Genomic DNA, 25,494 nt, shown 5'->3' with positions numbered 1-25,494 from the left:
TTTAATGTCAATTCAAGAAGTTAGGGACCTAATAGCTAAAGCAAAGATTGCACAAAAGAAATTAGGCGAAATGAGCCAAAGCGAAATCGACAGAATAGTTAAAGCCATTAGTGATTCAGCTTATAATAATGCTGAAAAATTAGCTAAAATGGCAGAAGAGGAAACTGGTTTTGGAAAATGGCAAGATAAGATTGTGAAAAATACTTTTGCTAGTAAGGGAGTTTATGAATATATAAAGGATTTAAAAACTGTAGGAATAATAAATGAAGATAAAGATAAAAAATTAGTTGAGGTGGCAGTTCCAGTAGGGGTTGTTGCAGGACTTATTCCATCAACTAACCCTACATCTACAGCTATATATAAAGCTATGATATCTATAAAAGCAGGAAATTCAATAGTTTTCTCACCACATCCAATGGGTAAAAAATGTATATTGGAAACTGTAAGAATAATATCTGAAGCAGCTGTGGCTGCAGGAGCACCAGAAGGAACTATTGGATGCATGTCTATACCTACTATGCAAGGTACAGATCAGTTAATGAAACATAGTGATATTTCATTAATACTCGCAACTGGTGGTACACCTATGGTTAAAGCAGCCTATAGCTCAGGTAATCCAGCTATAGGAGTAGGACCAGGAAATGGACCAGCTTTCATAGAAAAATCTGCAGATATTCCTTTAGCAGTAAAGAGAATATTAGATAGTAAGACTTTTGATAATGGAACTATCTGTGCTTCAGAACAATCTATAGTAGTTGAAGCTTGCTCTAAGGACAAAGTAGTTTCTGAATTAAAAGCACAGGGCGCTTATTTCTTAAATAGAGAAGAAGCTGATAGATTAGCAGGATTTATACTTAGAAGTAATGGTTCAATGAATCCTCAAATAGTAGGAAAAAGTGTTGAAGCTATAGCTAAAATGGCTAACTTAAATGTTCCTACTGGAGCTAGAGTACTTATATCTGAAGAAACAAATGTAGGACATAAGTATCCATACTCAAGAGAAAAGTTAGCTCCAATTTTAGGTTTCTTCTGTGAAGAAACTTGGGAAAAGGCTTGTGAAAAATGTATTGATATATTAAACAATGAGGGAGCAGGGCATACTCTTATAATACACTCAAATAATGAGGCTGTAATTAGAGAATTTGCACTTAAAAAACCTGTATCAAGATTATTAGTTAATACTCCAGGTTCACTAGGTGGAATAGGAGCTACTACAAGCTTAGTACCAGCTTTAACTTTAGGCTGTGGAGCAGTTGGCGGAAGTGCAACTTCTGATAATGTTGGACCTATGAACTTATTGAATATAAGAAGATTGGTTTATGGAACCCGTGAAATAGAGGATATAGTAGATAGAAGTAACACTGTTAATTCTAATATTAGCAAAGAAGATTTAAATGAAGACTCTATAAATCTAATAGTAGAAAAAATCATGGAAAAATTGAAAAGCTAGTTATATAAAATTAATATAGATAAAAAAAATTTTAGGAGGAATATAAAATGGCAAGTACAAACGCATTAGGAATGGTTGAAACAAGAGGACTCGTAGGTGCAATAGAAGCTGCAGATGCTATGGTTAAAGCTGCAAATGTTACATTGGTAGGAAAAGAGCAAATTGGTGCAGGACTCGTAACTGTAATGGTTAGAGGAGATGTTGGAGCTGTTAAAGCAGCTACAGATGCTGGAGCTGCTGCTGCAGAACGAGTAGGAGAATTAGTTTCTGTTCATGTAATTCCAAGACCACATGCTGAAGTAGATGCAATACTTCCAAAAGTAAAAGAAGTAATAGAAGAATAATATTTAAAAACATACTATCCCCACAATTCAAAAGGTTGTGGGGTAGTATGCTTATATACAATCTTCTCAAGGGGATGTGAGTTATATGAGTTTGTTAACTGAAAGTGAACTAAGAAAACAACTTAAAAATACAGATATTAAAGAATACGAAGTAGTAAAGGGTGTTATTATTACCCCCTCTGCAAAACAGTATCTACAAGATAAAAACATTAAACTAATAATTGTTGATACATTGAGTGCTAAGAAACAAGGTAATTCCAAAACTGAAAAGGAAGATGAAGGAAAAATTTTCCCGAAATATATTTGCCTCAAGGGTGGTTATGTAGAGGAAAAACCAGAGCATATGACACAGTTATATGGAAATAAATTAGTACCTAAAGATCATAGGAAAATAGAGTTTAGAGGAAGACTTGATAGTCTTCAATCTAAAATTTTGGAAGTTCAAGTAATAGCTTCAAAACTTCAAAATGAAGGAGTAGCAAAAGACTTAGAGGAGATTCTATCTTTTGTACGTAACATATTAAGGGCGGAAGTATTAGAAGAAAATCTTCCGGAATTCTCTATTTTAGGAATTGGTGAGAATGACCTGAGGGAAATGTCACATAATCCTAAAAAATATTTTAATATGGATCATTTTATGCCTAATTATAAAATGGGTGAAATAGTTGTTGGACTTAATTCCATAAGAAGTAATATAAGAGAAGTTGAAATATGTGGTTTCAAGGCATTTAAAGACATTGACGCAGAGATAACAAGAAACGATATTATAAGATATTTAAATAGATTAAGCAGCTGTTTATATATAATGATGTTTAAGTTTTTGTCAGGAAAATATAAATAGAGGGGGCACATCAGTGACCGGTATAGACATTGAATACATTATAGAAGAAGTCATAAAAAGAGTAAATGAAAAATTTAAAATTACAGTGGAAGCTTCAGGAAAACATGTTCATCTTTCAAGAGAAAGTATTGATACATTATTTGGTAAGGGTTATAAATTAACAGAGGTAAAGAAATTATCACAACCAGGTCAATATAGCTGCAACGAAAGAGTTAGCCTAACTGGGCCTAAAGGAACAATTAAAAATGTAGTTGTACTTGGACCAGAAAGAACACACACACAGGCTGAAATATCTAAGAGTGATGCTGTTATTTTAGGAGTAAAAGCACCAATTCGTGAATCAGGAAAATTACAGGGTAGTGCAGGTGTAACCATATCTACAGAAAAAGCTTCTTTAACAATTAAAGAGGGGTTAATAGTTGCAAAACGTCATATACATTTAACATTAGAAGATGCAAAGTTATTTAAGGTTCGTGATAAAGATATAGTTAAAGTTGAAGTTTCTGGGGAAAGACCGCTAATCTTTGATGATGTTGTAATTAGGGTAAAGAAAGAATTTAGAACATTTATGCACATAGATTATGATGAGGCAAATGCCTGTGGATATAATAAAGGCACTACTGCAAAAATTATAAAATAGAATTGTTGTTTTATAGATGATTTTAAAAATAAGATGATATACCTTATATGTTAAGCTGTATTAAACATTATAATTTTTATATAAGGAAGTGATTTAAGTGGATATAGAAAAATTAGTAGATATGATCACTAAGGAAGTTATGAAGAGGATTCCTAGCAGTAGAAATAGTACTGCAATGGATAAAGAAAAGGTATTGGTAATAAGTTCCTCTGAAGAAGAGTTAATAGTGATTAAAGAGCTTGTAGAAGATAAATACGAGGTTCATATTTATGATAAAGAAGATATAAATTTGAGAGACTATGAGCATATAATAGTTACAAATTTATGTAATAAAGGATTATCATCAATGGCGCTTGGGTTATGTAATAATGGTGTACAAGCGTTTATAGTAGAGGCTCTTTTTAACGGTAAGAAGGTTTATGTATTAAAAGAGGGAATACAGTACAGAAAACATTTAAGTACGTCTAATGAAGCTTTATATAATCTATATAATCAATATGAACACAAAATCATGTCTTATGGAATTGCTTTAGTCCATCAAAAGGATTTATTAAAAAGCATGCAAATGGGCGCTAATCGCAATGATGAATCAGTGCAAAAATCCTGCTCAATAGAATCAAATATAGTAATCGATGATATGCATAATAAAACTGAATCACAAGCTAAAAAAGCGGTTTCAGAGGATACTGTGCAATCTCATCAAATAGTAGAAATAAATAATAAAAGACTGATTACAGAATCAGACCTTAGAAAATTATATATGAACGGAATAAAGGAAGTAAACTTAATTAAAAAAGCTATATTAACCCCACTTGCTCAAGATTTTATAAGAATAAAACGATTAAAGATAAATAGAGTTTAGGGTTATTCTAAAACATTTTAAAAAATAAAAAGGGGGGGGCAGTTAATGGTTATTGGTAAAGTTATAGGCAATGTTTGGGCTACAAGAAAAGATGAAAAATTAAATGGATTAAAATTCTTAGTGATAGAACCATCTAAAGCTGCAGCCGGCGAGGGGAGCGGAATTTTTGTTGCCGCAGATATAGTAGGGGCTGGCATAGGGGATAGTGTATTAGTGACTAAAGGTAGCGCTGCAAGCGCATCACTGCATATAAAAGATGTGCCTGTGGATGCTGTTATAGTAGGTATAATAGATAGTTTAGAAGTAGATGCAGAATTTCTATAATAAAGCACTTCTCGTATAAATAAATTTATTTGGAGTGAATCTATGATTAAAACTTTAGGAATGATGGAATTTAGAAGTATTGCAAAAGGAATAGAAATAGCGGATGTAGTTCTAAAAGCAGCAGAGGTAGAATTAGTATTTTGTAGAACTATTTGTCCAGGGAAATTTATGATACTTATATCAGGAGAAGTAGGATCTGTTAAAGAAGCCTTAGACAAGGGGACGAATCAAAGTAAAGGTTTTTTGATAGGAAGTTTTCTACTTCCTAATGTACATAAGGATATTATACAATCATTAAAAAATAAAATAAAAGTAGTACCTAATGGAGCTATAGGAGTAGTGGAGACCACTAATGTAGTTTCTGGAATATTTATCTTAGATAAGGCGCTTAAAGCAGCGGAGGTAAGGCTTTTTAAGTTAAGTCTCGGCACTTTAATTGGTGGAAAATCTTATTTTATTATATATGGTGATGTGAGTTCTGTGCAGGAAGCTGTAAAAGAAGCTTTAAGAGAAATTGATGAGAAAAAAATAGTTTCAAGTATAGTAATTCCATCACCATCTAAGGAACTAATCAGTAGCTTATAATAATAGTTAACAATGTAGATAAATTCTAAAAAAATACATATGATCAAAAAATAATTTTCTGGAAGGAGAAAAAATGGGAATAAATGAAATTATTATATATATAATGGTTGTTTTCATGGTTTTAGGTGCAATAGATAAGTGCATAGGAAATAAATTTGGTTTAGGAGAACAATTTGAAGAGGGATTTATGGCAATGGGTTCATTAACTATAGCTATGGTTGGTGTAGTTTGTTTAGCACCAGTACTTGCTAGTGTATTAAAACCTGTAGTAGTCCCAATTTACACTGCATTAGGAGCAGATCCATCTATGTTTGCTACTACTTTACTTGCTTGTGATATGGGAGGATATCCTCTTGCAAAAGAACTTGCACAAACAGCACAAGCAGCAAGCTTCTCAGGCGTAATTATAGGATCTATGATGGGACCAACTATTGTATTTACTATACCAGTTGCTCTTGGAATAATTAAAAAAGAAGACCATAAATTTTTGGCAACAGGTGTACTTGCAGGGATAATAACAATTCCTATAGGAGCGCTTATAGGTGGACTTGTAGCTGGATTTGGAGTAATAATGTTACTTAAAAATCTTGTGCCAATAATAATATTTGCAGCACTTCTTGCTGTAGGATTATGGTTAATTCCTGAAAAAATGATAAAAGGCTTTACCGTTTTTGGAAAAGGTGTAGTTGTGCTTATAACAATAGGTCTTGCAGCTATAATAATAGAAACTTTAACAGGAGTAGTTGTTATACCTGGAATGGCACCACTATCCGAAGGTATTGAGATAGTAGGTTCTATTGCAATAGTACTCGCAGGAGCCTTCCCAATGGTTTATGTTATAACGAAAGTATTTAAAAAACCTCTAATGAAGCTTGGTTCATTACTAGGTATGAATGATATTTCAGCGGCAGGTATGGTGGCGAGTCTTGCAAATAGTATACCAATGTTTGGAATGATGAAAGACATGGATGAACGGGGTAAGATAATAAACGTTGCATTTGCAGTTAGTGCAGCTTTTGTATTTGGAGATCATTTAGGTTTTGTTGCTGGAGTAGAAAAAGGAATGATATTCCCTATGATAGTTGCAAAATTAGTCGGTGGAGTTGCAGCGGTTGCGTTAGCTTGTTTTATACTTTCGAAAAATAAAAAAAATAAGTCTGTTCAAGCATAATAGCATTATAAGATAATAATGAATGGAGGAATTAAAATGGAAAATATAGATGCAAAATTAATTGAGGACATGGTTAGAAAAATCATAGCAGAAAGTTTATCAAAGGAAAAATGTGAATTTGAAAAGCACGTAGATCCTAGTGGTATAATGTCAATAAAATTAGACACTGTAAAAATGGGTAAGTTTGATACTGGCAAAGAGGGAGATGACGTACTTTTAACAGATGTTTTAACATTAGAAGAAAGTCCGAGACTTGGATGCGGTCTTATGGAAATGAAAGAAACGTGCTTTGATTGGACATTAAAATATGATGAAATAGATTATGTTATAGAGGGAACTTTAGAAGTAAATATTGATGGAAGAAAAGTTGTAGCCAATAAAGGGGAAATGATTTTAATTCCTAAAAACTCAAAAATTCAATTCAGTGTTCCAGATTATGCAAAATTTATGTTTGTGACATATCCTGCTAATTGGGCCGATATAAAGTAGATATTTTTTAAGGTAAAGACTTAGAACAAAACAAAAAAAAAGCCTCATACTATTAATTTAGTATGAGGCCTTTATCTTATTAAATATCTTGCTCTCTTGATAAACTAAAATCTATTAATCCCATTGGTTTATCATAGAAAATACGCTCATCCATAAGTTTGGGAATATCATTCATTTTTGGCTTGAAAGCCATTAAATCTAAAACATCCTTTTGCAAATCAATACCTGGTGCTATTTCAGTAAGATAAAGTCCATCCTTTTTAAGTTCGAATACAGCTCTTTCAGTAATGTACATTACTGGCTGATTTACCTTTCGTGCATATTTCCCACTAAAAGTAATTTGCTCAACTTGATCAATAAATTTAAATAGCTTACCTTCTTGTTTGATAACAAGCTTTCCATCTTTTATTTCTTGTTTAAGTCCTTGGGCTGTAAATGTTCCACAGAATATAACTTTTTTTGCATTTTGGGTAATATTGATAAAGCCACCGCATCCTGCAACACGTGTTCCAAACTTACTTACATTTAAGTTACCGTCTTTATCAACTTGAGCTAATCCTAAGAATGCTAAATCAACTCCACCACCATCATAAAAATCAAATTGGCATGCTTGGTCTAGAATTGCTTCTGGATTTACTGATGCACCAAAAGCTAATCCACCCTGTGGCAATCCACCAACTGCTCCTGCTTCTACTGTAAGTGTCATATAATCGCAAATCCCTTCTTCACTAGCAACTAATGATATTACCTCAGGTATTCCAATTCCTAAATTTACAACAGTATTAGATTTAAGCTCAAAGGCAGCTCTCCTTGCTATTATTTTCCTAATATCTAAAGGTGTATTTTCAATTGAATCCATTATTGCTTTTATTTCACCTGTACAAGCTGGATTATATTCAAATCCAACGGTCTGCTCATGTTCCTCTGGTTTTGAAACAACAACATAGTCTACATATATACCAGGAATTTTCACAAGTCGTGGATCAAGGGTGCCAGCAGCTACTACTCTTTCAACTTGAACTACAACTATTCCACCGCAGTTTTTTGTTGCTTGAGTAATGGATGTTGCTTCAAGAGTAGCTATTTCTCTTTCTAGACTAATATTACCATTTTTATCTGCATATGTACCGCGTACAAAACAGATATCAATTGGAAATGATTTATATAGTAGCTTCTCCTCACCTTCGATTTCAATTATCTTTACAATATCCTCCTTTGTAATATCATTTAATTTCCCTCCTTCAATTCTAGGGTCAACAAATGTGTTTAGTCCTACATGAGTTATAGTACCGACCCTTTTACCAGCAATATCCCTAAAAAGCTGAGAAAGAGTTCCTTGTGGAAGATTATAGGCTTCTATTTTATTTTCTACAGCTAATTTTCCTAGGGCAGGTGCCATGTTATAATGACCACCTACTACTCTTTTAGTCATTCCTTCGTGTGCAAAATGATCTGCACCTCTTCCATTTTGATTACCCTGAGCAGCGGCGTATATAAGATTTAAATTTATAGGCTTACCAGTTTCTAAAAAACGCTTTTCTAAAGCTGTAGTAAGGGTTTCAGGACAACAACTGCCAACAAATCCATCTGTTACAATATAATCGCCATCCTTTACTAACTCAGCAGCTTCTTTAGGTTTTAATATTTTCATAGAACTACATCACCTTTCACAGTATACTGTAAAATTATTAATATAGATTAGCATCATAATTATAACTATTATTCAGTTGTCTAGGATATTCCAGGGAAAATGATAATGATAATGAATATGAAGAAATAATTAAATATACTACTATTATTAACATATATTGGTTAAGTTGCGCATAATATACTTAAGAAGTGACATTAAAACAACAACATGGGAGGTTATATAATGAGCAACTTGTTTTTAACACCAAGATATATAATTACTGGAAAGGAAGCACTTAATCTAGCTGGCGAAAACATTAAACAGCTAGGGGAAAAAGCTTTAATTGTAACCGATGATGTAATGGTCAAGATTGGAAGTTTAAAAAAAGTAACAGATATGTTGGATAGTATTAATATTGAATATGCAATCTATAGTGAAGTAAATAGTGAACCGACAGATATCATGGTAAACGATGGAACTAAAGCTTATAAAGAAGGAAAATGTGATTTCTTAATTGGATTAGGTGGAGGAAGCCCTATAGATACAATGAAAGCTGTAGGGGCTATGATAACGAATACAGGGGAAATTAATGATTATTTAGGGAAAACGATTCCTAATGCAACCCCTCCTCTAGTTGCATTACCTACAACAGCAGGAACGGGTTCAGAAGCAACTCAGTTCACTATAATATCGGATACAAAGAGGGACATAAAAATGTTGTTAAAGGGATCTTATCTAATGCCAACTTTAGCAATAATAGATCCGATTTTTACAACGACAGCTCCACCTAACGTAACAGCAGCTACAGGATTGGATGCATTAACTCATGCAATCGAAGCATATACATCAAAGAAATCGCAGACAATGTCAGATACATTTGCTCTTTCTGCGGTTAAAAGGATAACTAAGTATTTATTAAAAGCTTATCAAAATGGGAATGATGTTGAAGCTAGAACAGAAATGTCAATAGCTGCACTTGAAGCTGGAATTGCTTTTAATAACTCTTCAGTGACAATAGTTCACGGTATGAGTAGACCAGTGGGTGCACTTTATCATGTACCACATGGATTATCTAATGCTATATTGTTGCAAGATTGTTTGAATTTTGCATTATATGGAACACCAGAAAGATTTTGTGATTTAGCTAAAGCTATAGGCATCTATAAGAAAGGTGAGAGTGATATAGAAGCAGGTCAAGCTTTTATAAAAGAAATTGGAGATCTATGTAGAGACTTAAACATTCAAACCCTTGAAGAGGTTGGTGTTAATAAGCAAAAATTCTTTGAAAATTTAGAAAAAATGGCGGGTGATGCTTTAGACAGTGGCAGCCCAGGAAATACAAGAAGAAAGACTGAAAAGGAAGACATAATAAATATTTATAAATTATTATGGAAACAGGTGAAATAAATGCCACTAGTAAATATGCGGGATTTATTGAGTAAAGCAGAAAAAGGAAAATATGCTGTTGGATCTTTTAGCGTAGCAAATATGGAAATGTTAATCGGTGCTATAAAGGCTGGTGAAGAGTTAAATTCTCCGATGATAATTCAAATTGCAGAAGTAAGATTAAATGCATCGCCATTAGAGTTAATAGGATCTATGATGGTTGCAGGAGCAAAAAAAGCGAAAATACCAGTAGCTATACATTTTGATCATGGTTTAACTTTAGAAAAGATAAAGGAAGCTCTCCAGCTTGGATTTACTTCAGTTATGATAGATGGTTCAAAATATCCACTGAAAGATAATATAAGGTTAACAAGAGAAGTTATAGATGAAGCAAAAAAATATAATGCAGACGTAGAAGCTGAAATAGGACGAGTAGGCGGTAGTGAAGATGGCTTAAAAGAAATATCAGGTTTGTTTACTGGGGTAGATGAGGCAAAGGAGTTTTTCGATGCAACAGGCGTTGATGCATTAGCAGTGGCAATAGGAAATGCTCACGGAGTATATTTAGAAAATCCAAAATTAAATTTTGATGTATTAGACAAAATAAACAAAAGGGTAGATGTTCCATTAGTATTGCATGGGGGAACAGGTATAAGTGATGACGATTTTAGAAAATGTGTAAGTCTTGGAATTAGAAAAATTAATATAGCAACAGCAACATTTGCTTCAGTTGAAGAAAATGTTGGGAAATTATATGAAGAGTCCGAAAAAGTTGATTATTTCGAGTTGCATGAGAAAGAAATAGAAGGTGCTTATATTAATGTAAAGAGGCATATTAAGATATTCGGAAGTCAAAACAAAGCATAGGGGGAAATAATGGGTTACATTAAATTTGATAATAGTAGAGAATTTGATATTGTGCCACTCGGAAGAGCTGCAATTGATTTTAATCCTATTGATATAAATATGCCACTTTCAGAAAGTGCGACTTTTAAAAAATATTTAGGTGGGTCACCAGCTAATACTGCAGTTGGACTTGCAAGACTAGGTAAAAAGGTGGGGTTTATTGGTAAAGTATCAAATGATAGGTTTGGTGAATTTGTTATTAACTATTTTAAAAATGAAGAAATAGATACGACGCAAATTTATTTTGCTAAAAATGGAGAAAATTTAGGACTTACTTTTACTGAAATACTTAGTCCAACTGAAAGTAGTATTTTAATGTACAGAAATGGTGTTGCAGATTTAGCGCTGGAAGCCTCCGAAATTAGTGAAGAATATATTAAGAATACTAAAGCTATTATAATATCTGGGACTGCTTTATCTCAGAGTCCGTCAAGAGAAGCAACCTTGAAGGCATTAGAGTATGCAAAGAAAAATAATACAGTAGTTATTTTCGATATTGATTATAGAGAATATTCATGGACTAATAAGGATGAGATTGCAATTTATTATGCTCTAGTCGCAAAAAACAGTGATGTTATAATAGGGTCAAGAGAAGAATTTGATTTAACGCAAACAATAATTGGACAAGATAGTAGCGATCAGGAAACCGCTAATAGATGGTTTAATTATGGTAGTAAAATTGTTGTTATAAAGCATGGAAAAGATGGATCAACTGCTTATACATCAGATAAAAAAAGCTTTAATATAAAGCCTTTCCCAGTTAAACTTCTTAAATCTTTTGGTGGCGGGGATGCATATGGGTCTGCATTTGTTTATGGATTACTTGAAGGATGGGATATTATTGACTGCTTAGAGTTTGGTAGTGCTTCAGCTTCAATGTTAGTTGCAAGTCACAGCTGCTCTGATGCAATGCCAAAAGTCGAAGGGATTAATGAATTTATAAGAAAGAGCAAAGAGGAATATGGTGAAATGGTCGTAAAATCATAAGGAGGATTTAAATGGTAGAAAGTTTAGGTAATCTAAAATACGGTGAAAATACAATATGCGAGATTAACGGTAAAAATAAAGAAATGTTAATGGATATTGCTGTAATAAAACTTGAAAAAGGTTCAGTTAAAACGTACTATTCAGATTTCAAAGAATTGGCTGTATTGATGTTAACAGGAAAACTTGAAATTAGGTGGTCAGGAAATAAAAAAGTAATAGAGAGAACTTCAGTATTTGATGAAGGTCCCTGGTGTTTACATGTGCCAAAGGATACAAAGGTCCAAGTAGAAATTTTAGAACAAAGCGAAATACTTCTTCAATATACAGATAATAAAAATACCTTTGAAGCAAAATTATATTATCCAGAAGATTGTAAAAGTGAAGTATTTGGTGAAGGGGTATGGAATGGTACTGCAAGAAGAGTAGTTAGAACAGTATTTGATTATAAAAATGAACCATATTCAAACATGGTAATGGGAGAAGTTATTACTTATCCTGGTAAATGGTCAAGTTACCCACCACATCATCATCCACAACCTGAAGTTTATTACTATAAATTTAATAAACCTCAAGGATTTGGTTTATGTCTAATAGGTGAAAATGCTTATAAGATAACAGATAGAAGCTTTGCTTTAATTCAAGGAGGCCTTGTTCATCCTCAAACAGCTGCACCAGGTTATGCTATGTACTATTGTTGGATGATAAGACATTTAGATAATAACCCATGGACTGACAGAATAGATGATAAAGATCATACTTGGCTTTGGGACAAAAATGTTAAGATATGGCCAGAAAAATAGTATAAATGATTGATTAAGATATAAGGGGGTTTGAGATGGGTACAATTAGACTGACTACTGCACAAGCAGTGGTTAAATTTTTAAATAACCAGTTTGTAAGTTTTGATGGCAAAGAAGAAAGATTCATCGAAGGAATTTTCGCAATATTCGGACATGGAAATGTATTAGGTCTTGGTCAAGCATTAGAACAAGATCCTGGCAAATTAATAGTACGTCAAGGTAGAAATGAACAAGGCATGGCCCAAGCAGCTGTGGCTTTCGCTAAGCAAAAAAGAAGGAAAAAAATATATGCATGTACATCATCGGTAGGTCCTGGATCTGCTAATATGGTAACTGCTGCCGCAACAGCAACAGCAAATAATATACCTGTATTATTATTTCCAGGTGATACATTTGCTACAAGGCAGCCAGATCCTGTACTTCAACAAGTCGAACAAGATTATGATGCTTCAATTACTACAAATGATGCTTTTAAACCTGTAAGTAAATATTGGGATAGAGTGAGCAGACCAGAACAATTGATGTCAGCTATGATAAATGCAATGAGAGTATTAACAGATGAGGGAGATACTGGCGCAGTATGTATTGCACTGCCACAGGATGTTCAAGGAGAGGCTTACGATTATCCAGAATATTTTTTCAAGAAGAGAGTGCATAGAATTGAAAGAAGAAAAGCTACGGATTTAGAACTAGAAGATGCTATAAGTTTAATAGCTAGAAAGAAAAAACCATTAATCATTTGTGGCGGAGGAGCCAAATATTCAGAAGCAGGTGAAGAACTAAAGAAATTTGCGCAGGAATTTAATATACCTATTGCAGAAACGCAGGCAGGAAAAAGTGCAGTAGAATCAACCCATTATCTGAATCTAGGAGGTATTGGAGTTACAGGTACCCTTGCTGCAAATCTTATAGCTAAAGATGCAGACCTCATAATAGGACTTGGAACAAGATTTACAGATTTTACAACAGCTTCTAAAGGATTGTTTAAGAATGATGAAGTTGAATTCTTGACAATAAATACATCTAGATATAATGCAACTAAAATGGATGCTACTAAAGTGGTCGGGGATGTATTGGTTAATTTAGAACAACTTAGATATAAGCTTATTGAAAAAGGATATAAAAGCGAGTATAACAAGGAGATTTCTGATGCCAAAAATAAATGGGGAAAAGAAATTGAGAGATTATATAGTATAAAATATAGTGAAGATAATTTCAAACCTGAAATGCTAGGACAAAATGAAGCAAGCTTAAGAGAATTTTATGAACTTTGCGGAGAAGCTCTTCCACAAACCACAGTTATAGGTGAAATTAATAATTTTCTTAAAAAAGATTATGTTGTAGTGGGTGCTGCAGGAAGTTTACCAGGCGATTTACAAAAGTTATGGACTTCAAGAGATAAGTATAGCTACCACATGGAATATGGTTATTCATGTATGGGATACGAAATATCAGGAGCTTTAGGAGTGAAGCTTGCAGAACCTAATAAAGAAGTATATGCATTTGTTGGTGATGGAAGTTACTTAATGCTTCATTCGGAATTAATAACGTCTATTCAAGAAAACAAGAAGATAAATGTATTACTATTCGATAACAGCGGATTTGGTTGCATTAACAATCTAGAAATGGGAAATGGAATGGGCAGTTTTGGAACAGAGTTTAGATATAGAAATGAAAAAAGCGGCAAGCTTAATGGTGGATTGATTCCAATAGATTTTGCAAAATGTGCACAAGGGTATGGAGTAAAAAGCTATACAGTCAAAACAATAGAAGAGCTTAAAGAAGCGCTAGTAGATGCAAAAAAACAAACTAGATCTACTTTAATAGATATAAAAACACTTCCAAAAACAATGACAAACGGTTATGAGTCTTGGTGGCATGTAGGAGTTGCTGAGGTTTCTGATAAAGATTCAATAAAAAATGCGTACATTAACAAAACAGATAATCTTACAAATGTAAGAAAATATTAAAACGGGGAGAGATGTTATTATGTTAAAGGTTGGAATTATTGGTGTAGGAAGAATTGGGAAGGTACATGGAGAAAGTATATCAAAATATGTTAAAAATGCTGAAATTAAATCAATTGCTGATGCATACTTAAACGATGCTACAAGAGAATGGGCAAAGAGTAAGGGAATACTTGAGGTATATACTGACTATAAAAAAATATTAGAAGATCCAGAAATTGATGCAGTATTAATTTGCTCCTCAACAGATACACACTCACCAATCTCAATAGAAGCAATAAGAGCAGGAAAGCATGTTTTCTGTGAAAAACCAATTGATCATGATTTAACTAGAATAAAAGAAGTCATTAATGAATTAGGTAAATCTAAGGTTAAGTATCAAGTAGGGTTTAATAGAAGATTTGACCACAACTTTAAATCAATTAAGAATGCGGTTGCTAGTGGAAAAATTGGAGAACCTCATATTTTGAAAATAACTTCAAGAGATCCTGAGCCACCTTCAATAGATTATGTGAAGATTTCTGGTGGCATGTTCTTAGATATGACAATTCATGATTTTGATATGGCTAGATATCTTTTAGATAGTGAAGTTGAAGAAGTTTATGCACTCGGTAATGTATTGATAGACAACGCTATAGGCGAAGCTGGGGACATTGATACAGCTATTATAACATTAAAGATGCAAAACGGAACTTTAGCAGTAATTGATAACTCAAGGCAGTCAGCTTATGGATATGATCAAAGGGCTGAAGTGTTCGGATCATTAGGTCAGGTTTCAATAGCAAATGATAGCACTTCATCGGCAGTAGTATCAACTCAAGATGGTGTTACAGGAGAAAAACCATTATTCTTCTTCCTAGAAAGATATATGCAGGCTTATGCGCAGGAAGTAACAGAATTTATTGACGCAATTGTAAATAATACAGATACACCTGTAGATGGTGAAGATGGGTTACAAGCTGTATTAATTGGTGAAGCTGCTACAAAATCATTACATGAGAACAGACCAGTTAAATTATCTGAAATTAAATTTTAATTATGAGGGGTGTTAATTATGTTAAATAGTAAAAAGGTCAAATTAGGTATTGCTCCAATTGCATGGACAAATGATGATATGCCAGATTTAGGAAAAGAAAATACTTTTGATCAGTGCTTGAGTGAAGCCGCATTAGCCGGTTTCCAAGGAACAGAGGTCGGAAATAAGTATCCAAAGGATGTTAAAGTTTTAAAAAAGGCTTTAGAGCTTAGAGGGTTGGAAATTGCAAGTGCTTGGTTTAGTTCGTTCTTAACTACGAAACCATATGAAGAAACTGAGGCAGAATTTGTTAAGCATAGAGATTTTCTACATGATCTTGGGGCTGATGTAATCGTTGTAGCTGAGCAAGGACATAGCGTACAAGGTGAACTAGATACTCCAGTGTTTGATGGGAAGTACCATTTTAATGAGGAAGAATGGAAGCTGCTTGGAAATGGATTAAACAAGCTAGGAAAGTTAGCTCAAGATAAGGGAATGAAAATGGTTTACCATCATCATATGGGAACAGGAGTACAAACAACAAAAGAGATAGATAAGCTTATGAGTATTACTTATGAAAATTTAGTTTACTTGTTATTTGATTCAGGTCATTTAGTATATTCAGGTGAGGATCATATAGCAATACTTAAAAAATATATAAATAGAATCAAGCATGTTCATTTAAAAGATATTAGACCGGAAATAGTAAAAAAGGTTAAAGATGAAAAACTTAGTTTCTTAAAAGGAGTTCGATTAGGAGCTTTTACAGTGCCAGGTGATGGAAGCATTGATTTTAAGCCAATATTCAAAATTTTAGCAGACAATAATTATGAGGGTTGGCTATTGGTGGAAGCAGAGCAAGACCCAGCAAAGGCAAATCCATTTGAATATGCAGTAAAAGCAAGAAAATATATTAAAGATATATGCGGAGCATAATCCTATTACAAAAAGGGGGTGACTTAATGAATCTCTTTTCAGGAATTACATTTATGGCTATCGTTGCAACTGTATGGTTTATTGCTTGGAAAAAATCACAATTAATTAACAAAGATGATGCGGATGGTTATTTCCTTGGAGGACGAAGCCTAACAGGAATAACAATTGCTGGAACAATTCTAATGACGAATCTATCTACAGAGCAAATTGTTGGACAAAATGGCCAAAGTTACGTAGCTGGAATGGAGGTAATGGCTTGGGAGGTTACAGCTGCTTTTGCTTGTGTGCTACTGGCGTTTGTTTTCTTACCTAAATACTTAAAACATGGAATTAGTACTATTTCTGATTTTATTGAAATTCGTTATGATACAACGACTAAAAGAATTATATCATTTTTGTTTCTAGTAAGTTATACAGTTACTTTTTTACCGGTCGTATTGTTTTCAGGAGCGTTAGTTTTTAATAAACTTTTCCATATAGATAAGTTATTAAATGTAAATGGCCAAGTTGCAATTATAATTGTAGCAGCATTTATTGGCTTGGTTGGACTCTTGTATGTGTTGATTGGAGGAATTTCTTTAAGTGCCTTTAGTGATACGATTTATGGTGTTGGTTTAATTGTTGGAGGTATTTCAATTCCAATTTTAGGATTAATCTTGCTCGGTAACGGTAGTTTCACTGGAGGAATTCAATTAATAATCCAGCGAACTCCAGACAAATTAAATGCTATCGGAGCACTTGATTCAAAATTGATTCCTTGGCCGACATTGTTCCTCGGGATGTTTTTCAATAATCTATTTTATTGGTGTACTAATCAAATGATTGTTCAAAAAGCATTAGCTGGAAAGAATCTCAAAGAAGCACAAAAGGGTGCTTTATATGTAGGCTTTTTTAAAATTTTTGGAGCTTTATTTTTAGTTTTTCCGGGGATTATTGCATATAATATGTTTGGAAAGACACTAAAAGTAGCTGATGATGCGTACCCATCTTTAGTCACGGCAGTACTTCCAACATGGGCTTATGGTATTTTCGGAGCAGTAATTTTTGGAGCTATTTTAAGTTCTTTCGCAGGAGCTTTAAATAGTACTTCAACCCTATTCGCATTAGACTTTTATAAACCAATAATTCGTCCTAAAGCTTCTGACAAAGAAGTTGTTAAGGTTGGAAAAATAGTGACAGCATTTGTAGCAATAGTTTCAATAGTTGTAGCCCCTTTTATTGCTTATGCACCAGCAGGTTTGTATACTTTCCTTCAAGAATACAATGGCTTTTATAATATGCCATTACTAGCAATTATTCTGCTTGGTTTCTATACAAAACGTGTTCCTGCCTTAGCCGCAAAAGTAACAATGATTTTTCATATTATAGCCTATACGATTTCTAAATTTTTATTTGCTGATGTTAATTTTTTATACGTATTGAGTGGTTTATTTTTCTTGGATATTTTAATAATGTTATTAATTGGTAAATTAAAACCGATGGAAATACCATTCAAAATTCAAGATGATGAAAGTAAAGTTGATTTAACACCTTGGAAATATGGAAAGTGTATTGGAATAGCTGTTGTAATTTGTATGATCGGAATGTATATATTATTTTCACCACTAGGACTTGCTAGATAAAAAAGAAATAAGAGAATGTTCTTATGGGTTTTTGCTATAAATACTGAAATTACAATCTATCGCCTAGAAAAATCATGTGCGAAAGGATAATTGATTATGAAAATTAATAGAATCAAAGAAATTGAGGAATATATATTAAGAAATGAATCAGTCACTTTAGATTCATTATGCGATATTTTTAAAATCTCTAAAAATACAATTCGCCGATATATAAATGAACTTGTAAAAAAAGGGAGTGTAAAAAAAGTTTATGGAGGAGTAACAGCTATTATTAAAGAAATAATTCCTTTCGAAGAAAGAAACATTAAAAATAATTATGAAAAAATGGCAATAGCTAAGGTTGCATCTGAATTTGTAAATGATGGAGATGTAATATTCATTGATTCTGGGACAACAACAATTAATATGATAGACTTCTTAAAAAACAAAAATGATGTAACTATACTGACGAATAGTTTGAATGTTATAATAATCGCACTCCCTTTTCCAAATTTAAATGTTATTTGTACGGGAGGAAGGTTAATAAGAAAAACAAATTCTTTTGAGGTGATAAATACTCTTACAATATTCAAAGATTATAATATAAATAAAGCATTTATGGCTGCTTCAGGTATTTCTATATCTAATGGAGCCACAAATTCTTCACCATTAGAATATAAAATTAAAAAAATTATAGTAGAAAAGAGTAATGAGTTGTATTTGTTAGCAGATTCGTCTAAATTTGAAGTTTCATCACTTATGACTTATTGTCAATTAACAGATATAGATTATCTTATAACAGATAGAAAACCATCTGAAAAATATATAGAATTTTTTGAAGAAAATAAAATTAATTTTATTTTCTCTGAATAATGGTTCAAGGGCATTTTTAATTATTGAGGATTATAATAAAAATAATAAAAAATTTATCAAATTAAACTGTTTTTCAGTATAATTTTTTGTTATAATTATATTCATAAAGAACATCCCTTTTGGTTTTTGTTTGTTGTCATTCAATTATGCCAAATAAGGGGATGTCCTTCTATTTTTCAACCATAAATACTGAAATTAAAGGCTATCGCATTAAAAATTTATGTGAGAAGGCTTTGCTTCTAAAAATCAATCCAAATTAGCGGGAAAACTGAATAGCATGGTTCAAAATTTAAACTGTAAGATTAATTTTGCAGCGTCCAAGATGATGAGCAGCTACGAAGGTGATGATTTAACCGATAAGACTGTATGAGTCTTGTCGGTTTTTTAATCCACTCTGATGATGTTTATTATGCCAATCCACAATTATATATAGTTATTAAGAAATTTTTTGAAGTATTATGAAACTATAATTATTACGTTGCAATACATATATTATGTTATAATGTATATATTATGTGGAATTTGAATAAAATGTATTGTGCGGGTTTTGAATATTAGAAGAAGCGTAATAGATAAAAATGTAAAATTTATATTTAACTATTTGCAGAAATATACAGGGGGAACAAAATGTTTAGTCCAATAAAAAACACAAAAGTTTATGAACAGGTAATAGATCAAATAAAAAATATGATTGATAAAGGTACGCTTAAAAAGGGTGACAAACTTCCTTCAGAGAGGAATTTAGTGGAGCAATTAAAGGTAAGCAGGGCTTCTATCCGTGAAGCGCTTAGAACATTAGAAGTCATTGGACTTATAGAGTGCAGACAAGGAGAAGGTAGTTATATAAAAGCAAATTTTCAAGATAAATTATTTGAACCGCTATCAATTATGTTTATGTTAGAGGGAAGCAATCCAGAAGAGATATGGGAGCTTAGAAAGATTGTGGAGGTTGAGGCTTCAGGCCTTGCTGCGAATAGGATAACCAGTGAACAACTAAAAGAGTTAAAAGAGCTTACTCAAAGATTTATGAATTGTGCGGACGAGAATACTAATGTTGAAATTGATAAAGAGTTTCATTATAAGATTGCTGAGTGCTCGGGCAATGTTTTAGTATTTAACATTCTTAAAACAGTTTCAACGCTTGTAGATCATTTTATTAAGGATGCAAGAAAATTAATATTAGTTGACCCAGAAAATAAAGAAATACTTTTTTCTCAGCACAATGAGATATATTTATCTATGGAAAAACATAGCTCAGCTGATGCTAGAAAAGCAATGCGGGAACATTTAGATTTTGCAAATAGGTATATGAGTAAAATAAAATGATTTCAAAACATATAATTTTGTCCAGAGCAAAAAGTGAGAGTAATAACAAATATTACCCTCGCTTTTAAATTTTTAAATAAAATAAATATTGTTAATTAATTAATTAATAATAGTAGAAATATTTTCAATAGTGTGTTATTATGATTTAAAAGATGGTCAGACCATCTTACCATTAATGAGTTTTAGATTTTCTATAAAAAGAATGGAGGAGCACATATGGAAATTTTAGTTTGTATAAAGCAAGTTCCAGGAACTTCAAAAGTTGAAGTAGATCCAGTTACAGGTGTTTTAAAAAGAGATGGTGTAGATTCAAAAATGAATCCTTATGATTTATATGCATTAGAAACAGCACTTAGAATAAAGGAAGAAAAAGGTGGGGTAATTAAGGTTATAACTATGGGACCACCACAAGCAAATGATGTAATTCGCGAAGCATATATGATGGGAGCAGATGAAGGAGCACTTGTATCTGATAGAAAGTTTGCCGGAGCAGATGTTCTTGCTACAGCGTATACACTTTCACAAGGTGTAAGGAAAATGGGAGAATTTGATCTCATATTATGTGGAAAGCAGACAACAGACGGAGACACTGCTCAAGTAGGACCAGAAATGGCTGAATATCTTAATATTCCTCACATTGCAAACGTTTTAAAAATAATAGAAATAAAAGAAAAATCAATTATTGTAGAAATGGATATGGCAAATACTGTTGAAGTAGCAGAGATTCAATTTCCATGTCTTTTAACTGTAGATAAAGATATATTTCAACCAAGACTTCCATCTTATAGGAAAAAATTAGCTACAAAAGATAGAGAAATAAAAATGATAACACTAAACGATTTTGAAGATAAAGATGAAAAGAAATATGGACTTAATGGTTCACCAACTCAGGTAGAAAGAATATTTCCACCAGATGTAAATAATGATAGAGAAACATGGACAGGCAATGGTGCAGAGCTTAGTTTAAAAATAGCTGCAAAACTTAAAGAATTAAAATTTGTATAGAGAAGGGTGGAATTTTCATGAGTAAGTTAATTTGTAACCAAGAGAAAGTAAACGATTCAAATATTCAAGAATTAATAAAGGTTTGCCCTTTTGGTGCTATTGAATACATAGATGGTAAAATTGAAGTTAATGCAGGATGTAAAATGTGTAAGATTTGCGTTAAAAAAGGTCCAACAGGTGTAATGGAATTTATTGAAACAGAGGCCGTGCAAGTTGATAAAAGTTTATGGAAGGGTATAGGAGTATATGTTGACCATGTAGAAGGAGTTATACATCCTGTAACAATGGAGCTTATCGGGAAAGCTAGGGAGCTTGCGGCAGTTGTTAATTTCCCAGTATATTGTGTATTTATTGGTTATAACATAAAGGAAAAGGCTAAAGAATTGCTTCATTATGGAGTTGATGAGGTCTTTGTATACGATTATAAAGAATTTGAAGAGTTTAGAATAGAACCTTATACAGCTGCATTTGAAGACTTTGTAAACAAGGTAAAGCCATCATCATTATTGGTTGGTGCTACAACAATTGGTAGATCTCTTGCCCCAAGGGTAGCCGCAAGGTTTAGAACTGGACTCACAGCTGATTGTACAATACTTAAAATGAAAGAAAATACAGACCTTGTACAGATAAGACCTGCTTTTGGTGGTAACATTATGGCTCAAATTGTATGTCCTAATAATAGACCACAGATGTCAACAGTAAGATATAAGGTTATGAATGCACCTGAAAAACAGTGCGATGCAAAAGGTAAGATTACAATCTGTGAAATGGATAGAGCAAAACTCGATTCGAATATTGAAGTATTAAAGGTTACAAAGAAAGAAGTTGAGGAAAATATTTCAGATGCAGAAGTAATCATTGCAGTTGGTAGGGCATTAAAATCAGAGAAGGATATGGTTATGATTCAAGAATTAGCAGACATTCTTGGTGCTCAAATAGCTGGGACAAGACCAACAATTGAAGCAGGTTGGATTAATGCTAAGAAACAAATTGGTCTTTCTGGTAGAACAGTTAAACCAAAGCTAATAATAGCTCTTGGAATTTCTGGTGCAGTTCAGTTTACAGCTGGTATGAATAGTTCAGAGCGTATATTTGCAATAAATAAAGATGAAAATGCTTCTATATTCAATGTAGCTCATTATGGGATAGTAGGAGATATTTATGAAATAGTTCCTCAATTGATTGAAAATATTAAAAATTCAGGAGCTGAGTATTGTATACGTTAACTTTTAAACTGGAGTTATAGATAATAGGCAAGTTAGTGTTTAAACTAACTAGGTTTAAACACTAAATTCAGAATCGAGGAGGTAATTTTATGGATTACAAAAAACTTGATGCTAAGGATATAGAGTTTTTAGTGTCAATATTAGATAAAGATAGGGTGTTTACTGGAGAAGCAATAAATGATGATTTTAGCCATGACGAGATGGGTGGAATAAGCAAAATGCCCGACGTATTAGTTGAGGTTCTTGAAGCAAGCGAAGTATCAAAGATTATGAAATATGCAAATGAAAACATGATTCCTGTTGTAGCAAGAGGTTCTGGAACAGGACTAGTTGGAGCATCAGTTCCAATTCACGGTGGAATTATGATAAATATGTCCAGAATGAACAAAATACTTGAGATTGATGAAGAAAACTTAACATTAACTCTTGAACCAGGCGTACTTTTAATGGAAATAAGCAAATACGTTGAAGAGTTTGATTTATTTTATCCACCAGATCCAGGTGAAAAATCGGCTACAATTGCTGGTAATATCAATACAAATGCAGGTGGAATGAGAGCTGTTAAGTACGGAGTTACTAGAGATTATATAAGAGGCCTTGAAGTAGTGCTTCCAAGCGGAGAAATACTTGATGTTGGAGGGAAAGTAGTTAAGAATTCTACTGGATACAGCATAAAAGATTTAATATGTGGATCTGAAGGAACCCTTGGAATAATCACAAAAATTATATTAAAACTTATACCACTACCTAAGAAAGCTGTATCGCTCTTAATACCTTTTCCAAATCTTGATATGGCAATAGGAACAGTACCTTTGATAGTTAAATCAAAATCTGTACCAACTGCTATAGAATTTATGCAAAGAGAAGTTATTATTGCTGCTGAAGAATTCCTAGGAAAAAAATTCCCGGATAATTCGTCAGATGCATATCTTTTACTAACTTTTGATGGTAATAGCATAGAAGAAATAGAAAGAGCTTATGAAAGTGTAGCTAACATTTGCCTTGAAGAAGGTGCTCTTGATGTATTTATAACTGATACAGATGAAAGAAAAGAAGCTGTTTGGTCTGCAAGAGGAGCTTTCCTTGAAGCTGTTAAAGCAACGACAACTGATATGGATGAATGTGATGTTGTTGTTCCAAGAAATAAAGTTGCGCAGTTCATTAAGTATACTAATGAACTTCAAAAAGAATTTGATGTGAGAATAAGAAGCTTTGGTCATGCAGGTGATGGTAATTTACATGTGTATGTATTAAAGGATGAGCTTACAGATAAAGAATGGTCAGTGAAGATTGAAGAAGTATTTGAAGCAATGTATGAAAAATCAAGGGAGCTCAAGGGTTTAGTATCTGGAGAACATGGAATTGGATTTGCTAAGAAAGCATATATGCTTGAACAATTTGGCCCTGTATATGTAGGACTTATGAAAAATATAAAATTGGCATTTGATCCTAATAATATATTAAATCCAGGAAAGGTTTGTGAATAGAAAAAATGATATCGCCAATGTCTTTTAAAGATGTTGGCGATATAATAATACTTTGATGTAGTCGATTTCAGTATTGTGACTAGTATTATTAATAGAGGAGGGAATAAAAGATGAATAATTATTTATTATTTTTCATAGCACTTATCCCCATTGTATGGCTCATGGTTTCGCTCGGTGTTTTAAAAATGCCAGGACATAAAACTTGTTCAATCACACTCGTAATTACAATAATACTTGCAATCCTAGTTTGGAAGATGCCAATTAGTCAAGCTCTCACAGCGACACTTGAGGGTGCAGCAATGGCAATATGGCCAATAATTGTTGTAATAATTGCAGCAGTGTTTACCTACAATCTTTCTATTCATACAAAAAGTATGGACGTAATAAAGGATATGATGACAGGAATCACAACTGATAAGAGAATTTTAGTTTTAATTATTGCTTGGGGTTTTGGTGGATTTCTTGAAGCAATTGCAGGTTTTGGTACGGCAGTTGCAATACCTGCCAGTATTTTAGCCGCACTTGGCTTTAATCCTGTATTTGCAGCAATAATATGTCTTATTGCAAATACAACACCAACAGCTTTTGGAGCAATAGGTCTACCTGTAACAACCTTAGCAAAGGTTGCAGCAATTGATCCTGTTACTTTAAGCTATGCAGTTGCAATTCAATTATTTGTATTAATTGCAGTTTTACCATTAATATTAGTAATGCTAACAGGTAAAAGTGTAAAGGCAATAAAGGGAGTTGTGCTTATTTGTATTGCGTCAGGACTAGCTTTTGCAATACCAGAACTTCTAGTTGCAAAATATATGGGTCCTGAACTTCCAGCACTAATTGGTTCAATAATATGTATTATTGTAACAGTTGCAATAACTAAAATATTCTATAAAAATACTGCATCTAAAGATAAAGTTAGTATATCCGCAAAACAAGGGTTATTGGCATGGGTGCCATTTATCTTAGTTCTGACTTTTATATTAATAACAAGTTCTCTTATACCAGCAATCAATAAACCATTATCATCTATACAAACATCTGTTCAAATATATAATGGCCCAGATGCAAAAATTAGTTCTTTTATATGGATTGCTAATCCAGGGACACTTATAATTCTTGCCACATTTATAGGGGGACTTATTCAGGGAGCTAAGTTTAAAGAAATAGTAAAAGTATTTATTGATACTTGCAAACAAATGAGTAAAACTGCAATTACAATACTTGCAATAGTCTCTCTTGCAAAGGTAATGAGTCATAGCGGAATGATAACATCTATTGCCGTGGTTTTAGTTGCAGCAACAGGAAGCTTTTATCCATTGTTTGCCCCAATCATAGGTGCTTTAGGTACTTTTGTAACTGGGAGTGATACCTCTGCAAATGTATTGTTCGGACCACTTCAAGTTGAAGTTGCAAAAAATTTACATATGAGTCCTTATTGGTTAGCAGCTGCTAATACTGGTGGTGCCACTGCAGGTAAAATGATTTCTCCTCAAAGTATTGCAGTTGCCACAGCAGCCACTGGACTTGTAGGAGCTGAAGGTAAGATATTAAAGGCAACTTTAAAATTTTGCCTTGCATATGTAGCAATATTAGGATTAATTACGTACTTTGGAGCAAAATATTTTATAATGTAGGGAGGAATA

The 25,494-nt window shown here is 32.9% G+C and carries 24 protein-coding genes; 23 read left to right on the top strand and 1 reads right to left on the bottom strand.

The annotated features are described in order from the left end of the window. The first annotated feature begins 4 nt into the window (after positions 1-4). From KTC92_RS08465 to KTC92_RS08425, 9 genes are all read left to right on the top strand, one after another. Positions 5-1,450, top strand: a complete 1,446-nt coding sequence (locus KTC92_RS08465; RefSeq protein WP_216303449.1) for an acetaldehyde dehydrogenase (acetylating) — start codon at positions 5-7, stop codon at positions 1,448-1,450. 47 nt (positions 1,451-1,497) lie between these two features. Then, entirely contained in the window at positions 1,498-1,794 is a 297-nt protein-coding gene (gene eutM / locus KTC92_RS08460; RefSeq protein ID WP_165411577.1) for an ethanolamine utilization microcompartment protein EutM, read from the top strand. A gap of 85 nt (positions 1,795-1,879) precedes the next feature. Next, complete coding sequence (locus tag KTC92_RS08455; protein ID WP_216303437.1) at positions 1,880-2,635, top strand: cobalamin adenosyltransferase; 756 nt, start codon at positions 1,880-1,882, stop codon at positions 2,633-2,635. A 13-nt stretch (positions 2,636-2,648) separates the two neighbouring features. Beyond that, entirely contained in the window at positions 2,649-3,275 is a 627-nt protein-coding gene (gene eutD / locus KTC92_RS08450; RefSeq protein ID WP_165411579.1) for an ethanolamine utilization phosphate acetyltransferase EutD, read from the top strand. A 97-nt stretch (positions 3,276-3,372) separates the two neighbouring features. Further along, positions 3,373-4,137: a hypothetical protein gene (locus tag KTC92_RS08445; RefSeq protein WP_220286406.1), complete on the top strand. Its 765-nt coding sequence runs from the start codon at positions 3,373-3,375 to the stop codon at positions 4,135-4,137. A 45-nt stretch (positions 4,138-4,182) separates the two neighbouring features. Then, on the top strand, positions 4,183-4,461 hold the full coding sequence (locus tag KTC92_RS08440; RefSeq protein WP_220286405.1) for a EutN/CcmL family microcompartment protein: 279 nt from the start codon (positions 4,183-4,185) through the stop codon (positions 4,459-4,461). 42 nt (positions 4,462-4,503) lie between these two features. Beyond that, on the top strand, positions 4,504-5,046 hold the full coding sequence (locus KTC92_RS08435; protein ID WP_216303439.1) for a BMC domain-containing protein: 543 nt from the start codon (positions 4,504-4,506) through the stop codon (positions 5,044-5,046). Between the two features lie 73 nt (positions 5,047-5,119). After that, on the top strand, positions 5,120-6,217 hold the full coding sequence (eutH, locus tag KTC92_RS08430; RefSeq protein ID WP_216303440.1) for an ethanolamine utilization protein EutH: 1,098 nt from the start codon (positions 5,120-5,122) through the stop codon (positions 6,215-6,217). A 36-nt stretch (positions 6,218-6,253) separates the two neighbouring features. Then, entirely contained in the window at positions 6,254-6,706 is a 453-nt protein-coding gene (locus tag KTC92_RS08425) for a cupin domain-containing protein (protein WP_220286404.1), read from the top strand. A gap of 79 nt (positions 6,707-6,785) precedes the next feature. On the opposite strand, the gene KTC92_RS08420 is transcribed toward KTC92_RS08425, so the two are convergent. Continuing rightward, positions 6,786-8,357, bottom strand: a complete 1,572-nt coding sequence (locus tag KTC92_RS08420) for an acyl CoA:acetate/3-ketoacid CoA transferase (RefSeq protein WP_220286403.1) — start codon at positions 8,355-8,357, stop codon at positions 6,786-6,788. A gap of 222 nt (positions 8,358-8,579) precedes the next feature. Between KTC92_RS08420 and KTC92_RS08415 the strand changes: the two genes are divergently transcribed. The 14 genes from KTC92_RS08415 (at position 8,580) to KTC92_RS08350 (ending at position 25,485) form a co-directional block, all read left to right on the top strand. Then, positions 8,580-9,743 (top strand): iron-containing alcohol dehydrogenase, encoded by a 1,164-nt coding sequence (locus KTC92_RS08415; RefSeq protein ID WP_220286402.1) that lies wholly within the window; start codon positions 8,580-8,582, stop codon positions 9,741-9,743. After that, on the top strand, positions 9,744-10,589 hold the full coding sequence (locus KTC92_RS08410; RefSeq protein WP_220286401.1) for a class II fructose-bisphosphate aldolase: 846 nt from the start codon (positions 9,744-9,746) through the stop codon (positions 10,587-10,589). Between the two features lie 9 nt (positions 10,590-10,598). Continuing rightward, positions 10,599-11,615: a 5-dehydro-2-deoxygluconokinase gene (gene iolC / locus KTC92_RS08405; RefSeq protein WP_216303445.1), complete on the top strand. Its 1,017-nt coding sequence runs from the start codon at positions 10,599-10,601 to the stop codon at positions 11,613-11,615. An 11-nt stretch (positions 11,616-11,626) separates the two neighbouring features. After that, on the top strand, positions 11,627-12,415 hold the full coding sequence (locus tag KTC92_RS08400) for a 5-deoxy-glucuronate isomerase (RefSeq protein ID WP_216303446.1): 789 nt from the start codon (positions 11,627-11,629) through the stop codon (positions 12,413-12,415). A gap of 35 nt (positions 12,416-12,450) precedes the next feature. Further along, the gene (gene iolD / locus KTC92_RS08395) at positions 12,451-14,385 is read left to right on the top strand and encodes a 3D-(3,5/4)-trihydroxycyclohexane-1,2-dione acylhydrolase (decyclizing) (RefSeq protein ID WP_216303447.1); all 1,935 of its coding nucleotides are present in this window, start codon (positions 12,451-12,453) and stop codon (positions 14,383-14,385) included. Positions 14,386-14,404: 19 nt separating this feature from the next. Further along, on the top strand, positions 14,405-15,418 hold the full coding sequence (gene iolG, locus KTC92_RS08390) for an inositol 2-dehydrogenase (protein ID WP_220287907.1): 1,014 nt from the start codon (positions 14,405-14,407) through the stop codon (positions 15,416-15,418). Between the two features lie 18 nt (positions 15,419-15,436). Further along, positions 15,437-16,333 (top strand): myo-inosose-2 dehydratase, encoded by an 897-nt coding sequence (gene iolE / locus KTC92_RS08385; protein WP_220286536.1) that lies wholly within the window; start codon positions 15,437-15,439, stop codon positions 16,331-16,333. A gap of 26 nt (positions 16,334-16,359) precedes the next feature. Then, on the top strand, positions 16,360-17,955 hold the full coding sequence (locus KTC92_RS08380; RefSeq protein WP_216303165.1) for a solute:sodium symporter family transporter: 1,596 nt from the start codon (positions 16,360-16,362) through the stop codon (positions 17,953-17,955). Positions 17,956-18,051: 96 nt separating this feature from the next. Then, the gene (locus KTC92_RS08375) at positions 18,052-18,807 is read left to right on the top strand and encodes a DeoR/GlpR family DNA-binding transcription regulator (RefSeq protein ID WP_216303164.1); all 756 of its coding nucleotides are present in this window, start codon (positions 18,052-18,054) and stop codon (positions 18,805-18,807) included. Between the two features lie 627 nt (positions 18,808-19,434). Next, positions 19,435-20,133 carry a FadR/GntR family transcriptional regulator gene (locus tag KTC92_RS08370; protein ID WP_216303163.1) on the top strand — a complete coding sequence of 233 codons (699 nt, stop codon included), beginning with the start codon at positions 19,435-19,437 and terminating at the stop codon, positions 20,131-20,133. Between the two features lie 216 nt (positions 20,134-20,349). After that, the gene (locus KTC92_RS08365) at positions 20,350-21,138 is read left to right on the top strand and encodes an electron transfer flavoprotein subunit beta/FixA family protein (RefSeq protein WP_216303162.1); all 789 of its coding nucleotides are present in this window, start codon (positions 20,350-20,352) and stop codon (positions 21,136-21,138) included. Between the two features lie 17 nt (positions 21,139-21,155). Further along, positions 21,156-22,364, top strand: a complete 1,209-nt coding sequence (locus KTC92_RS08360) for an electron transfer flavoprotein subunit alpha (protein ID WP_216303161.1) — start codon at positions 21,156-21,158, stop codon at positions 22,362-22,364. Between the two features lie 89 nt (positions 22,365-22,453). After that, positions 22,454-23,851, top strand: a complete 1,398-nt coding sequence (locus tag KTC92_RS08355; protein ID WP_216303160.1) for an FAD-binding oxidoreductase — start codon at positions 22,454-22,456, stop codon at positions 23,849-23,851. Positions 23,852-23,961: 110 nt separating this feature from the next. Then, on the top strand, positions 23,962-25,485 hold the full coding sequence (locus KTC92_RS08350; RefSeq protein WP_216303159.1) for an L-lactate permease: 1,524 nt from the start codon (positions 23,962-23,964) through the stop codon (positions 25,483-25,485). Positions 25,486-25,494 lie beyond the last annotated feature (9 nt).

Origin of the sequence: Clostridium sp. CM027, assembly GCF_024730565.1 — a bacterium.
Taxonomy (GTDB): Bacteria; Bacillota; Clostridia; order Clostridiales; family Clostridiaceae; genus Clostridium_AD; species Clostridium_AD estertheticum_B.
This window is presented reverse-complemented; position numbering and strand designations above follow the sequence as displayed.